A 14,362-nucleotide genomic window follows, 5' to 3' on the forward strand; every position below is an offset into this window, starting at 1 on the left:
TAACAAATAGGTCATCTTATTGATTTCACTGAAGATAAATACTACGCATAAAAAAACCGCTCCCTTGGGAACGGTTTCTTACATTTCTATTTAGATGCGTTTAAGCTGCCGTACCAGAGCCTAAATAGATGCTGTTTGATACAAGTCTACCATCTGCTGAAACAAATGCCATAAATAGCTCTACAATGTCTCCTGAGTATGTATTTGGTAAACTGATTGTTTGAGTACCAACCGTTCTATCTGCACCAGATAAGTTGATAATGGAATCGTTTTTACTCGGGTTATAAACCACTAACATTGCCTTATCTGAAGTGAAAGCATTGCCTTCTCCAGAATTATCGTCCCAGCTAAATGTAACTTCACCTGGAAAAGTTAAGTCTGTGGTCGCATTGGAAACTCCTGCTAACAATCCTCTACTTAGAAGAGCACTATTGTAGTCAACCATAAAATTCGGAGCCACTCCTGTGATTGCATTATTTAGGATGTAGGACATCGCTGCATTGAACTCTGTTTGCCTGCTTGCAAAGTTTTTGTAACCAACTTTAATAAATGCTTTATTAGCTTGTAGAAAGGCTAATGTTACAGCAAATTTGGTTCTTTGGTTTACTTGCCCTTCCGTTCTTGGGTTGGCAACGCTTGTAGGCTTGATTCTGATGTAATCAATACCTTTCCAACTTCCGCCGACTACGTTTCCTACTTTACCAGATAGTCCGCCTAAGATTCCTTGTGAAATTTTTCCCATCTTACTTTTGTTTAAAAATTAATATTCTCTTGGACTTGGTACGGACTTATCATTGCTTAAACAAACTCAAGAGCAATATTAAGGGTATTTGTCAATCGTTTTAACCAGCTGGTTTCTTTTGCTTTCGTTTGTTCTCTATTAGCACTTCAAAGCATTTAGATATATTTTTAAAAAGAAAAACAGAAAAAAGAAAACCTATGGGCAGATGGCTGGGGGAATGGCGACAAGGTTTTTGGGAAAATTATTGCTACACGCGAATCACACCAAAACCATCACAAGCATAACCTGCAAAAATTTTTCTAAAACCCTTTAGGGCTTGACCTTTTCGGCATTATGCGTCGGGAGGGCTAGCCATCTAAATTTGTGATCTTTTTTTATTTTTTCTGAATGATTGTGAAATAAATACAAGCCAATATGAATTACAAAATGCCAATAAAGCAAATTATTTTGTCTTTGCTATCGATTAAAGAGCAGTTGTATAAAAGGTTCAAAAATGATAGCAGATATAATAAACTACTCGAATACTTTATGTCAAAAGACTTTTATTATGATGATGAACTACCTGTACCATCTATAAAGCTTATTAGTGAGGTTACTGGAATAAATACTTACCAAGTAAGAAAATTGATTGTTGAACTAAATGATCTTATCTATGGAGATGAAAATGATGCTTTTTTAGAATTTTCAGAAATAGAAATTGAGTTTTCGGCTAGGAATTATGCTGGTTCTATGTTTTTAAGAATCAAGTCTCTAAGAGAGGTGCCGCAAGTAGGAGATGATATTACCCTACCTCTATTGAGAGGTAAATTAAATACTGATATGTTTTTTGTTGAGTCCAAGCATCATTATTTTGAAGGAAGTAAGCAAATTATACATTGCTACCTGCAACCAGGTATCTATAATGAATACTGGCACATGAGAAAATCTGAGGCTGTCTTTAAAGAGGAAATTCCATTTAATAAGCGACTAGAAATGGATGATTATGGAATGAAGAAGGAATTAGGTTATTACTAAAACTGGTAAAGCCCAGTGATTGTGGCCCATTAATAGTTTAAGGATCGAAAAGTTATCTTTTTATTTAATCACCATTGTTCTTCCGAATAGAAATATGAACATTTCTATCTGGTCTGGTGTTGCGTTTAAGTCAATTGATAGTTGATCTATTATTTTTATGTAATCGGGATATCTTCTAACTGCATTAGTTGGTTTTACACCCATTAATGGCTCCAAGTCTTTAAATCTATTTAACTGAATCGTATTCATTATTTGCTGGTCAAGAATGATAGCCTTGTGACCGTTGACAGTAGTATTCATGAAGTGGGTAAACTTCGTTATACTTGATATAGCTAACCCAGAAATTTGATTCATGTCTGATTCTATTTTTTGCATCTCCAAATCAGCATTGCGATAGCTTTTTAGTTTATCTACTAAAATGGAAAAGTTAGGTTCTGATAGAAGTTTTAGTACGTTGTTGCCACGACCTCCGGTTGCAAAACCCCAAATCAATACTTTTACAATAAAGAGTTCAATGTTTTTATTGGTGTCATAGAGCTCCTTTCGAGTAATTGCTATGACTTCATTATTGTTGAAAACCTCTTTTACTAGAGGATTAATCGGAAAAAACCTTATCCAGTTCTTTCTTGATATGTTAGATGCTTGATATTCATATGGAAATGAACAGATGAATTCTTGAAATGATTTTATTCTCATGACCTAAATTTAGTCATAATGCCGTTAGGCAGGTAATCTAAAAGGCGCGAGCCGCCTGCGAGTTAGCGGAGGGTAATGTGAGTGATAGCATGCAGCCTTAGCGGAATGCTCTCACGTTCATTTCTTGACACGAGGGATGGCGCTGTTTTTTGTTCCGAGAGGGGAGGGCAAGTGCTGTGATAGAGAGAGGTAATTGAAAAAGGAGAGAGGTATGGATTTCAATTACCGAAAGATTGAGCGGCTCTTGCGAGCGGCTGAAATAAGTAAGACACTGTGTGCAAAGATTTTTATTTTTAAAGGTTCAAAACTGTGATATTTTGAGTTCTAGTTATCAGCAGTATTCTACTGGCAGTGGGTTTCTTATTGCAGCATGGCCGGCACAAAAACTGTGACATCCTGAAGCCCGTAGCGGACGCAGGCTCGCAAAACATTCAGCAATGGTTGTACCCATAAAAAAGCATAGCGCAGCGTTCCTTATTGGGTATGGGTGCAAGAGAATTGCGGATATCGAAGGAATGAAATGTGTGGAATAAATCAAGTAAGAACCGTCTTGCCGTCGCTGTGCGTAAGGCAGCGGTTCTTATGGTATATGCAAGAGCGGGTGAATTTGAAGCTGATGTTTACTAATGTACTAGAAAGTTCCAGGATCCTGAGTTTATAGATAAAGCTCTTGCAGATATGATTTATGGAACAAAATGTAATGACTGAGATATACCATATTACCTGCCTTCCTGAATCATTCCTGCTATTACAGAAGTTACTTAGTTGCAAAATTAAAGAGCGCAAAGGCAAAAGGTACTGGCTGTAATGCTGTAGCAGCTTATGACCATAAGGTGTGGTAGCGTTATAGCTAGTGCCGCGCGGAACGGCAGGCTCTTGTGAGTGAATGAGTGTTGCTTGCGGAACGAATCAACGAGTAAGTGCCTTGAGTGTGGGGTTATAAAGAATTAGATGTAATTTCACTTATCAAATAGCTTGTTTAATCAAACTCATTATGTATTCTAAATCGTCTGTATTTTTGATTACTAATTCATAATCTCCATTACCCCAATGACCAACATTAGAAACATCACGCATCAAGTTTTTTGGGTCATCGAGTTCACCACTTTTTAAGTTTATCCATAGTTTTATACCGCTTTTTTGAATTAATATATCGCAAATAATACGATTACCTTTAAATGCAATTCTTTTCTTTCGTGGTATAATTTCTATGTCTTCGTTAAAGTTAAGAATAGAATCTTTTAATGTTTCATACAACTCTACAGCATTATCGGACTTATTTAATGTATGGTCTTCTTCTGAGTAAACTTTAATTTCTTTAGTAATATTAGCTAACTGCGCATTACTCGATGTAATAGGTTTAATACTTACTGCAGATTTACTTTTCTTTATTTGATTTACGCTGATTAAATTATTTTCATATCGCTTTACTTCCCACAACTCAATAGCAATATCTTTAAAGTTTGTTGCTGTCTTTTGATTTTCGGTAAAACCTGTTGAAACAAAAACAACCCTTGTTTGACTCCAATCAACATCAGTACGTTTTAAATTTTGCTTTAAAGTCTCATTATACTCTAGAATAAAGTCTGCTTTATTTTCGAGCATTAAACTCAAATAGGTAAAGCCTTGATCAACTACACTAATATTCTTAGCCCTTTTGTATTCAATTATTACAAAAGCACTTGAATGACTATCAAAAGCTAGAGTATCGATACGTCTATTCTTGATTGTAAGCTCAGACTTAATAAGTGACAAGCCCATTATTTTTTCGAGGTCATTCTCAAATACTGTTTGAATTTCACGTTCAAGTGTAAATGGTTTTATATTAATTTTGGATAATCTATCACCTTTATAATCATATATTATCATAATATATCCTTTATTTAATCAATGATTGCTTGAATTTCACCGTCAAATTCATTCTTTTTTAATTGCTCATTATAGAAAGGCATGCCGATGAGCTTGAATTCTTTATTCTCGAATACGGTATCCAACTTATGTTCTTGCTCGATTTGTTTAAGGAAATCTTCTTTCCATTTATCACCGGCTATATGTTGTTGACCTTTTGGCTCTACAAATAATTGATAGATAATTGGTTTACTCTTTTTGCTTTCCTTAAGAAATAGTACAAAATCCGGTTCAAATGGTCTCCCGTCATCAAAAGAGTATAACTTGAAATGCTTCTCATTTCTCAGTAAATAGATATCGCTGTATCTAGCTTTAAGGCTGTCATAGGTTTGTTCTATATACTTAACTAAATACTTTTCTTGGTCAGTACCATAATTTTCATTGAAAGCATACCAATCAACTGTAGATAGATCTAATTGTAAAGCACTATTTGTTGTTCTCGATTGAGGGATACCATACTCTGCATTTCCTTCACCTACTGTAATATTTAGGGTCTTATCTTTAAAAGTATATTCTATTCCTTGTGGTGTGAACGATTTAGTACCCTTATACTCAACTGAACCCGCTTGTATTTCTTTTGCTATCTCATCTAACGCTTTTACACTTGCTTCCAACTTCATTTCAGCTGTTGGATTATTCACTTGTTCTTCTGTACCTGTAAAAAGAATTTTTACAGGATTGAGGTATTTATCACTTGTGATGAATTCACTTGCGGAAGTTAAATGAGGGAAGTAATGTTGTAAATTATTGAAGCGGTAAAACCTTAACTTGTTAAGGGCTTTACGTTTTATAGACATTGAAAAATCTTTAAAATGGTGAACCTTTGGCTTACCGTTGGGAATTACAGCGGTCGTATTTTCAAAAGCTGTTGAAACGGTAGTGAAGCCTGTTGTTAATTTTACCTTTCGTTCCTTTTCTCTAGTATCCTTGTTTAATTCCTCAATATCTTTCCTGTCATTTGCTACTTGCTTATTGACATAGAGTATTCCTTTTTTATAGAAGTCTGAATTTTTGAAATCCTCTTTAACAAACAAAGGAAGTTCTCTTGTTCTGCTGTCCTTAATACCTATCTGCTCTAATGCTTTGTTAAGTTCAGATATATACTTTGGATTATATGCAGAATGATAATAAAGCTCTTCACAAACTCTTACTGGATTGGTTAAATCATCATCATATTTTCTTTGATACAATTCTTGTTCGTCTGAAAGTTTGAATGGGCAATATCTTGCACCTCTACCGATAAGCTGAGCTTCAGACATTGTTGTTTTACCAACTTTACCGCTCTTATGGTCAGCATCTCGAGTATTGTATAATCGCACAATATCAAAAAGATTAAGAACGTCCCATCCTTCATTCAATTTATCAACTGCAAATACTGCTCTATATTCATTATTTATATCTTCAAGACTGTTAACTATTAATTGCTTTTCTTCACTATCAGACTTGCTATCAACTACGATACATTTATTCCCGCTAAAGTCTTCTTTCAACTCTGCGATAAGATTTGGTATTGTAATGTCATTTGCATTGAAGTAAGTAAATGCTTCTTCAATAACATTACCTTTATTTGAGTTTTGGATGGCTTGAATATCGCTTGGCTTCAATTTCTCTACCGAGCTTACAAACTCTGCAAAGAATGATTGACTTTCTGCAATGGTTTTAGACTTGAATAGAATTACTGGCGTTGTAGACAAAGAATTATTTTCAAAAATTTTATACCTGTACTGACTAAGTATGATGGCTTGTAGTGCTCTTTGGAACTGGTCTAATTCGGCTTGTAATACTTTAACCTCTTTTGAGTACTTGTCTTTTCTAAACTGTTTCAATGGATAATCAAATATCAGTTTGTCCTGGTATTTTTCATTGATTAGTGGGTTCTGTAAATCAGCTGTTGCGGTAAACTCTAATAGGTAATTATCAATGTTAGCATTAAAGATTTTAGTTACTGTACTTTCCCAACTTATCATATCTTCTTTTTCAGATTTATTGAGCTTTCCTTTTTTAGTCTCTGCATTGATATGGTGGGCTTCATCTGATATTAAAACTATCTTCTTATCTTCAAAATCTTCATAAGTAATACTGTTCTCTCTTGGCGTATTTAATCTTGTATGTAAGCCTTGAATAGTGCTGAATACTATATTAATATCATCATCATTTACCGCTTGAAAATTGTCTGCTTCTTTGATTTGAATTTGTTGGTCTGCAATAGAGATACTCTGATTGAATAGATACTTTGAGGATAAGCTATTGAGGAAATTGTCTTTGGTTTTTTCAATAATGGTAGAACTATTGACAAAGAAAATATAATTGCGATAGCCTAATTGGTAGAGGTGCAGAATGCATCCTGCCATAATTAGGGTTTTACCGCTACCTGTTGCCATATGAAATAATAATTGTGTAGGCTTTATTCTTTGCTGATAATCAGAACTAACGTACTTAAACCTTGCAAATGCTTCTGACTGGTATGGACGTAAGGCAAAAGCTGGGTTAAGATTGGTATGTATATAAGAAGGCACTTCAATAGGAATAAAATTCATATTGATACCTGCTGTTAGTTGTCGTTCAAGTGTTTGCATCAGTTTTTTAGCGTTTGAATAAGTGCATCAAAATCTTTGTTCATTGCTCCCCATTTGAACTCGTGATTCGGTGTCATATATTTATATCCTGCAAAAGAATTATGGGTAACAACGGTATATTTTGCTATTTGACTTCCTTTAATCCACCCGTAAAATCCTATAACTTCATTATTAAAATCAATCCATCCAACAACCACAAAGTCTTTTGAAGAAGGGTTTTGCTCTTCAGGATAGCCATAAGTCCAATTGTCATTAGGTGGCCGTTGAGTAGTTTTCTTAGCAACTTTTACGTCTATTTTTTTTTCGTTTATTAAAAAGTCATATTCATCAGAATTAGTCTTTGTAAAATCAGAAGTATCCAATGAATATGATACATTATTTTGTTTTAAAAATTCTTCAAAAGCCAATTCACCTAAACAACCTAAAAGAGCTTTATCTATTCGTTGATTTAAGGATAAACCAAATCTTGAATACAGCCCATTGTCAACCATTTTTTTAGCCTGTTGATATGCTCGTTCTTTGAGTTCCTTAAAATTTGTATCTATTATCATATTATTAGATTGTAGAAAAAAATGTATTGTTAAGCAATTTGTCTGTTTCAGATATATCGAAGGTGCTATCTTCCTGGTCAGCATAGTTCACATACATATAATTCTTATCTATTAAACTTATTGCGGTTGATTTTAGCTCATCTATACTGTATGAACTTATTTCTTCAATACTATTCGATAAAAGATTGCTTTCAATATTGTGTTTTATATAGTAGTTATCTGAGATACAATTGATAATTTTCAGAATAGCATTACTGTCTGAGGCATTAATAATTTTATCAATGACTTTTTGAGTATACTCTGCTAATTCAGCATATATGAAAGAGCCACCTCCTTTCCATTCGAGCTTCTCAGATATTCCAGTCTGTTCTCCATCAATAACTTTTTTAAGTCTTTCAACACTTACAGTTTCGATATAGTCCATTTGTTCAATACCAATATAATTGAAACCCATTTTATGGGCTACGGCACAAGTAGTTCCACTACCTAAATGGAAGTCAAGGATATAATCATCTTTAGTTAGTTTGTTAGAAACCATATTGATTAGATATTCTATCAAGCTTTCCGATTTAGGATATGTAAAAACACTTTTTCCAAAAAGTTTAGTCAACTGTTTACCTGCATTTTCAGTTGTATGCACTCCCATTGAACTATCTATGTAGTTAATTGGTACTTCTGGCTCGTATTCTATTTTCATATAGGAAGGTGATAAAGATTTTGTGCGGATTGAAATTTTTGTACCTCTATCAATTTCTTCATCAAGTTTAGTTTGTCCCCATTTGAAGTTGCTTTTTAATATTATTGGTTTTATGAAAAAACCATCTTTAACTTCAGTATCTTCTAATAGTTCAACTGAATACTTATCAGTGCCGTATTTACCTTTCGTATATTTACCATTCGCTAAACCTGTATCTACAATGCTTGGTGGAAATGTTAATATTCCAACCTTGTTTACCTTATTTAATAAGCCATTACTACTTTTAGATTCACTGGTAAAGCCCTTATATTTTACATTATCCTTATTTTTTTCATAACACAAAATATACTCTAATACTTTTTTGCTTTTTTTAGGTAGGTTTGAAGGTGTGTCTGATTTTTTCCAAGAGAACATTTCAATAAAATTTTCTTTTCCAAACACTTCATCCATTAATACTTTCAGATAAGCAAATTCATTGTCATCACAACTTATAAATATTACACCATTTGAACAGAGTAATTCTCTTGCAACTTCAACTCTATTTTTCATAAAAGTTAACCAAGCTGAATGATTGAAGCTGTCATTGTAATTAAAGCCATCATTACCTGTGTTGTACGGTGGGTCTATGTAAATCAGTTTTATCCTGGACTTGAATGTTTTTTTGATTGTATGTAAAGCAAGTAGATTGTTCCCTTTTATTATGTAATTTTCGTTATTACCTGCTTTGAATTTGGTCTCTATTCCTTTGGCTGTATATTTTTTCCAATTACACAATGCTTTTGGCTCAAAAAGTCTATCTATTTCATCTGGTGCAAGAGTTTCATTCCAAAATATTTCTTGTCGCTTTTGATCCTCTTTAGTTTGACCACCTTCAAGGACGCAGTCCTTGTAAGGGAAATCTAAAACTACTTCATTGGCTTCTGTTAGGTATTCTCCATTAGCGGTTAGCCCGATCCTGTTTTTGAATGCGGTGAAGCTATCCGGAAGAAACTGCTTGTTAGATACAAACTTTTGAAACTTAGTTTTATCAAATACTGTAATATCATCTATTTCAGTAAAGAAATGTTTTCTTGCCTTATCATCTTTGAGTAAAAGCTTTAGTAACTTTGGGTCAAGTTTTAAACCAGCTTCTACTACAGAGTTTTTAAATAAAACGCCATCCTTACAAAAGGTTTCATTTTCTGACAGTACAGATTTTATATGTTCGAATAAATTCATTTATCTAAAAGTTTTTCTTTAAGGTTTTCAATTCTTTTTGTACAATTTTTAAAGCTTTCAATGCTTGTCCTTCATTCTCTACCAATTGAAATACTTGATCTGCCAGCCATCGTGAGAACAGTTCATCATAATCAATTTTGAAAAGTTTTGCTAAAGGTTCTATATGTTCCCTTTTTGCTATTTTTTCTCCTCTTTCTATTTTACTAAGCATTGCGGTATCAATGTCTAGCTCGGCAGATAAATGTCTTAGTAACATTTCCTTTTCTTCTCTTTTAGACCTTATTAAGTCACCGAATTTGTTCATTTTACGCTTGTCTATAAATGATTTGTTAAAAATAGACAAATTCATAAGAAGAAATAACAACTAATTTTTTAATTAGCTCTTTTAAACGGTCTGTAATGAAGATCCAGTAACTGCTCAATATCACTGACTTTGTAATAAATCTTATTTTCTATTTGAGAGTACGCAATGATGCCTTTGTTACGCCAATTTTGAGCGGTGCTTGAGCTTATGTTCATTAATTTTAAGAAGTCTGCATTATCAATTAAAAGTGCTTGTAATGCCGTCTTTTTAATAGTGGATAACTCTGAGGTTAATTTCTCTAATCGATTCTCTATGGATTTTAATCTTTCTTTGTTTGGGTGCTGTAGTTCCATGGCTTTTATTTTTACCCCTGTTTTAGGGTATATTACAAGTTGAAAAACATCATATTATAGATGCTGTTGGATTGTTGATTTCAATTTTTCTTCTACTTGGTTTTCAAAAGGGTTCTGTTGTAATGAGCTTATTAGAGCTGTGTATCGTTTGCGGTCTGTTTTATAGCTATGCTTGTGGTACTTTTTTAAACCGTTTACGGCCTTTTTATCGTTCATTACCGCTATCAATCTTATTTCTTTAGGCTGTAAAGCAACATAGGGAATAAGAGGTCTCTTTTTTATGGTTTGATAGGTATCTAACAGATTACTTGCTAATCGATCGTAATTCTCTTTACTTACTAAATCGCTCACCGTATAAATGGGTATTGGATCCTTGCGAGTATTATAGTATTTCGCTTTAGCTTCAATTTCAAACCTAAAATAGGGAGCGTTTAATTTCTGGCGATCGCTAATACTTACTTCATAGGTTTTATCATACCCTTTTATATTGTAGTCTGTCGCTTTATAGTGTGCTCCGTACACCTTAGTGCCATTGCGCATCACATGAGGGAACTTCCCTTTGTAGTCGGCCCAATTTTCAAAAATGAGTTGTGCGTCCTCTTGAATTACGATGCCGCAGGCAACGTGTTTCACTTCGGCATCGTAGATGCTGAAAGGGAAATAGTCATCCAGAAGCTTTAGGGCTTGTACTGCTTTCGCGAAAGCGAACACTTCATAATTGTTACCCATATAGAATTTTTGTAAGGAGTTCCTGATCAATAATTTATCTTCTCTAAGTGAAAGCCATAGATTTCTAATACTGGAAGTGTAACCGGTTACTAAGCCGCTTCTATGGTACTTAGGAATCCACAGTAGGTTACACCATTCAAAAGGCTCTGTAGATCTTTGCATAGCCTTATCTGGCAGTGTTTGTAACTGCTTTTCTATGTGGATGGTGTCGTACACCTCACTAACTATTTCTAATGAGGTATTCTGTAGCTTGCGCGTCAATCTCGTCAGTGGTGATCTGTCGATTGCGTTGCAACCATTGGTCTAATTCTGTGCGATTGAAATACAGCTTCTTTCCTTGCGGACAGAAGTGCGGTATTTGCTTTTGACTGGTTAGTTTGTAAAGGTGTGATGCGCTGATGTCTAAATAGGCGGCAGCCTCATTTAGATTCAACACTTCTTTTTTGAGCAGGTTTTGCTCTTGCAACATCGTCTCAATGTTTGCGAGTTTTTGAAGAATGATTTCTTGTTCCATCGTCATTTGATTTTATGATTATGTGAACAAAGAAATAGTGATGCCTGAGCGCAGCGAAAGCATCCATGATGTGGTACTGACTTAAGTCAGTAAAGTCATTGTATTTTATTGCATTTCCTTAAATATTCTGTCTATGGTTTCTTTTTCTTTAGGGTCATCGATGTTAGCTGAACTGAGATTTGAACTATTTAGTAATGAAGAATTGCTGCTTAAAAATAATTGTGAGTCTGATATATCTATAGGTCTAAACCTTGTGAAATGATCCTTCATCTTCTTTATTATATATCGGAATTGCGTGGTTTCACAGTCTAGATGTACTTTAATTCCTAAATTGGAAAAGTCTTTAGAGATAAGCAGCGTATGCAATTGCTCTACGGTTGTATGATCCTCTTTAAGTAGGTTTACTCTAAGCTGTAATGATTTGAGCGTTGAGAGTAGTGGAGCGCTGTCTCCTTTAAAACCGAAGGTTTTAATAGGTTCCTTAGGCTTGCGAGCTGCGCTAGCAGGAGCGGCCTTTAATTGAGGTTCAATCTCTTTAAAGTATTCTTTCTCATTGTCGAGCCATTTTTTAATTGTTCTGATGTACTTTTTTTCGCCCTTGTTGTATTGAACTGTTAGCTCTCTTTGAGTTGCCCTGTGTGCCTGATTTATAAAGTCAATCTTTATTTTTTTAGCATCGTCTATATACCCATCATTGACTAATTGAACAGTATCTATACAAGAGAGTAGTTCGTTAGTTTGTCTAGAAAGAAATTGCACTAACTCTGTAGGAGTAACTATTTTGGCTTTTGATATTCCTAAATACCGATTAGTTCGCTCTATTCCATGAAGAACAGGGAATTTACTTGAAAAAAAAGGTTTCAATTCTTTGAAGAAATGCAGATCAAAAGGAAACGCATTTAACCATTTTTGATAAATATTATAAAGTAGATTGATACTAACCTTCTCATTTGCAGGATTTGTGTTTTCAATCTCCTTAAAATATTTTAAAAGCGCTTTCCTCTTTTCAAACGGAATTTTGACTTCTTTTTTTTGAATGAATAAAGTAACTAATTCTATATAAATGTGGGATCCAATGGCAGGAGTGCCCATACTCCAAGCACAATATTCTATGTATTCTGTAATATCTTCAAACCAATCCTCTTTAGGTAAAGCTTCTAGAATTTTAAAATGCGTGTACTGTACAGAGTTGAGAATCCAAATAGGAGTGTTTCCATAAATCTGCTTTTTATTAAAATTAAATCGTTCAAAAAACTCTCTATGCTTTTGACAACAATTTGGAAACTTTTTTAAGTAATCTTTTAGGAGCTTATAATTATGGATGTGGCTATCGCAACAATTGGGATAGTTTTCAGGTAGCTCATAGCCATCAGGTTTTTGAGTTTCAAATGGGTACTGAATAAAATCTTTAGATTCAATTTCAATGTAAGGCTTCTCCATGGCTTTATAAATCTAATTGGATACGATTAGCGGCTTCCATTTTCTTCTGATCGATTACTTTAGCATAAATCTGTGTCGTCTTTAATTCCTTATGCCCCAATAACTTTGAAACTGTATAAATATCAGTTCCTAAGGTTAACTGTAATGTTGCGAAGGTGTGTCGTGCACAGTGAAATGTTATTGTTTTGCTGATTCCAGCTTGCATCACCCATTGCTGTAATTTAAGGTTTGTCCAGGCACTGTAGTGCAACCCTTTAAAAACCGTCTCATCCTGTTTGCCTTCGTCACCTAATAAACCCCTTGCTTGTTCAGAGATGTTTAATGTTTCAGACCCTTTCGTTTTTTTCTGCCTGAATCTGATGTAATGACCGTTCTCTTTAGAATGTTGCATTTCTGACCACACTAATTTTTCAATATCACTCCATCTTAATCCAGTAAGACAACTAAATATAAACGCTTTTTTAAGTTCTGGTAGCTCACAATCTACCTTGACCAATGCTTGCAATTCGTCAAGGGTAAGAAACTCTCTTTCTGCATCACCTTGTTTGAAACCTTTAACCTGATCGGCTGGATTGAGCTTTAAGATTCCGTCTTTTACAGCCTGTTTAAGGGCTGCGTTAAACTTACCAAAGTAAGAATACTTTGTGTTGAGTGAAAGTTGTTTATTAGCTCTTCCAATGGCTTTTTTGTCCAAGTATTCTCTGAACTCCTCAACGAATTGTTTATTTATTTCAGCAAACGAAATACCTAAAGGTTGAAAAGCTTTCATATGTTTAACCAGACTAAGCCAATTGCCATAATTCCCTTTACTACTGCTGCGCTTTTCTGCTAAGACCTCTAAGTAGCTGATGAAGTTGCCCTTCATCTTCTCCTTGTCTTGAAACTCATACAAACCGCTTTGAATAGCAACGTGCTTTTTAGCACGTATGCTTTCTGCCAATTCTAAGGAAGCTTTGTTTTCGTCTCTTTGGGCTTTTGTGAGTTTACCCTGCTCTGGTTCGGGATACAAGTACAGTTTTAAATACTCATAGCTTCGGTTTCCATTTTGGTAATAGTCAAGATAGAGGCTGATTTTTTTACCTTTTCTGCGTTGTCTCAATGTAACTTTCATCAGGTACGGCGTTAGTTAAATAAGGATTCAATATGGTATCGGGCGACAATATGTTTTCTTCCAAACGGGACAGCTTTAAGCTGGCCGCGTTTAATCATTCTTTGTATGGTCCATCTGCTCACACCAATAAGTTGTGATGCTTCAGAAATACTCAAAAAGTCTTTTTGGTTTATGGAATTAGTGCTTGAAGGAATAGCAACCTTTGGTTGCATTTCTTCTTCAAGCGTAGCCTTTATTTTCTCAGCACGCTTGCGTGCTTTGTACGCACGCTTAGCACATCTATCTCCGCAGTATTTGGTTACTGTAGTTCGGGCGATGAAGGCATTGCCACATTGCTGGCATTTTTTAGGAATATGTAAGTTGCTGCTCATAAATGGTGCATTAAGTAGCGAAATGGTGCAACATGGGGCAATATGGTGCATCATCTCTCCCAGGTTTGTTGCCATCAGATTTGGGCAACAAATCTGTATAATGGGCAACAAATAGGAAACGAATTTATCTTATAAAGA

14 protein-coding genes are annotated in these 14,362 nt (G+C 34.6%); 1 reads left to right on the plus strand and 13 read right to left on the minus strand.

All coding sequences use genetic code 11. The annotated features are described in order from the left end of the window. Positions 1-100 precede the first annotated feature (100 nt). Positions 101-742 (minus strand): DUF6266 family protein, encoded by a 642-nt coding sequence (locus tag BST86_RS03900; RefSeq protein ID WP_105982123.1) that lies wholly within the window; start codon positions 740-742, stop codon positions 101-103. Positions 743-1,156: 414 nt separating this feature from the next. On the opposite strand from BST86_RS03900, the gene BST86_RS03905 reads away from it, so the two are divergent. After that, entirely contained in the window at positions 1,157-1,756 is a 600-nt protein-coding gene (locus tag BST86_RS03905) for a hypothetical protein (RefSeq protein WP_105982124.1), read from the plus strand. Positions 1,757-1,816: 60 nt separating this feature from the next. Here BST86_RS03905 and BST86_RS03910 read toward each other — a convergent pair whose 3' ends face one another. From BST86_RS03910 to BST86_RS03965, 12 genes are all read right to left on the minus strand, one after another. Next, positions 1,817-2,452, minus strand: coding sequence for an 8-oxoguanine DNA glycosylase OGG fold protein (locus BST86_RS03910; protein WP_105982125.1), 636 nt, complete (start codon positions 2,450-2,452; stop codon positions 1,817-1,819). 966 nt (positions 2,453-3,418) lie between these two features. Next, on the minus strand, positions 3,419-4,321 hold the full coding sequence (locus tag BST86_RS03915) for a DUF5655 domain-containing protein (protein WP_105982126.1): 903 nt from the start codon (positions 4,319-4,321) through the stop codon (positions 3,419-3,421). Between the two features lie 14 nt (positions 4,322-4,335). Further along, entirely contained in the window at positions 4,336-6,936 is a 2,601-nt protein-coding gene (locus BST86_RS03920; protein ID WP_105982127.1) for a DEAD/DEAH box helicase family protein, read from the minus strand. Continuing rightward, positions 6,936-7,487, minus strand: coding sequence for a hypothetical protein (locus BST86_RS03925; RefSeq protein ID WP_105982128.1), 552 nt, complete (start codon positions 7,485-7,487; stop codon positions 6,936-6,938). The genes BST86_RS03920 and BST86_RS03925 overlap by 1 nt, the downstream gene beginning before the upstream one ends. Positions 7,488-7,491: 4 nt before the next feature. Further along, positions 7,492-9,402, minus strand: coding sequence for a DNA methyltransferase (locus tag BST86_RS03930; protein WP_105982129.1), 1,911 nt, complete (start codon positions 9,400-9,402; stop codon positions 7,492-7,494). Between the two features lie 4 nt (positions 9,403-9,406). Continuing rightward, positions 9,407-9,706 carry a helix-turn-helix domain-containing protein gene (locus BST86_RS03935; RefSeq protein ID WP_105982130.1) on the minus strand — a complete coding sequence of 100 codons (300 nt, stop codon included), beginning with the start codon at positions 9,704-9,706 and terminating at the stop codon, positions 9,407-9,409. Positions 9,707-9,774: 68 nt separating this feature from the next. Further along, the gene (locus BST86_RS03940) at positions 9,775-10,059 is read right to left on the minus strand and encodes a helix-turn-helix domain-containing protein (RefSeq protein ID WP_105982131.1); all 285 of its coding nucleotides are present in this window, start codon (positions 10,057-10,059) and stop codon (positions 9,775-9,777) included. A gap of 54 nt (positions 10,060-10,113) precedes the next feature. Next, positions 10,114-11,049, minus strand: a complete 936-nt coding sequence (locus tag BST86_RS03945; RefSeq protein ID WP_172443311.1) for a hypothetical protein — start codon at positions 11,047-11,049, stop codon at positions 10,114-10,116. After that, positions 11,009-11,302, minus strand: a complete 294-nt coding sequence (locus BST86_RS03950; protein WP_105983935.1) for a helix-turn-helix domain-containing protein — start codon at positions 11,300-11,302, stop codon at positions 11,009-11,011. Before BST86_RS03950 ends, BST86_RS03945 begins: the two co-directional genes overlap by 41 nt. Positions 11,303-11,407: 105 nt before the next feature. Then, positions 11,408-12,742: a DUF6617 family protein gene (locus BST86_RS03955; RefSeq protein WP_105982133.1), complete on the minus strand. Its 1,335-nt coding sequence runs from the start codon at positions 12,740-12,742 to the stop codon at positions 11,408-11,410. 4 nt (positions 12,743-12,746) lie between these two features. Beyond that, complete coding sequence (locus BST86_RS03960; RefSeq protein WP_105982134.1) at positions 12,747-13,853, minus strand: site-specific integrase; 1,107 nt, start codon at positions 13,851-13,853, stop codon at positions 12,747-12,749. Positions 13,854-13,864: 11 nt separating this feature from the next. Further along, entirely contained in the window at positions 13,865-14,299 is a 435-nt protein-coding gene (locus BST86_RS03965) for a helix-turn-helix domain-containing protein (protein WP_242446455.1), read from the minus strand. Between the last annotated feature and the right edge of the window lie 63 nt (positions 14,300-14,362).

The organism is Nonlabens agnitus (genome assembly GCF_002994045.1).
GTDB classification, from domain to species: domain Bacteria; phylum Bacteroidota; class Bacteroidia; order Flavobacteriales; family Flavobacteriaceae; genus Nonlabens; species Nonlabens agnitus.

Bases quoted from the DNA above. Each gene is read 5' to 3' on its own strand.
- BST86_RS03910 (WP_105982125.1), bottom strand. From the start codon at position 2,452: ATGAGAATAAAATCATTTCAAGAATTCATCTGTTCATTTCCATATGAA.
- BST86_RS03925 (WP_105982128.1), bottom strand. From the start codon at position 7,487: ATGATAATAGATACAAATTTTAAGGAACTCAAAGAACGAGCATATCAA.
- BST86_RS03920 (WP_105982127.1), bottom strand. From the start codon at position 6,936: ATGCAAACACTTGAACGACAACTAACAGCAGGTATCAATATGAATTTT.
- BST86_RS03965 (WP_242446455.1), bottom strand. From the start codon at position 14,299: ATGGCAACAAACCTGGGAGAGATGATGCACCATATTGCCCCATGTTGC.
- BST86_RS03960 (WP_105982134.1), bottom strand. From the start codon at position 13,853: ATGAAAGTTACATTGAGACAACGCAGAAAAGGTAAAAAAATCAGCCTC.
- BST86_RS03955 (WP_105982133.1), bottom strand. From the start codon at position 12,742: ATGGAGAAGCCTTACATTGAAATTGAATCTAAAGATTTTATTCAGTAC.
- BST86_RS03935 (WP_105982130.1), bottom strand. From the start codon at position 9,706: ATGAACAAATTCGGTGACTTAATAAGGTCTAAAAGAGAAGAAAAGGAA.
- BST86_RS03900 (WP_105982123.1), bottom strand. From the start codon at position 742: ATGGGAAAAATTTCACAAGGAATCTTAGGCGGACTATCTGGTAAAGTA.
- BST86_RS03950 (WP_105983935.1), bottom strand. From the start codon at position 11,302: ATGGAACAAGAAATCATTCTTCAAAAACTCGCAAACATTGAGACGATG.
- BST86_RS03915 (WP_105982126.1), bottom strand. From the start codon at position 4,321: ATGATAATATATGATTATAAAGGTGATAGATTATCCAAAATTAATATA.
- BST86_RS03940 (WP_105982131.1), bottom strand. From the start codon at position 10,059: ATGGAACTACAGCACCCAAACAAAGAAAGATTAAAATCCATAGAGAAT.
- BST86_RS03905 (WP_105982124.1), top strand. From the start codon at position 1,157: ATGAATTACAAAATGCCAATAAAGCAAATTATTTTGTCTTTGCTATCG.
- BST86_RS03930 (WP_105982129.1), bottom strand. From the start codon at position 9,402: ATGAATTTATTCGAACATATAAAATCTGTACTGTCAGAAAATGAAACC.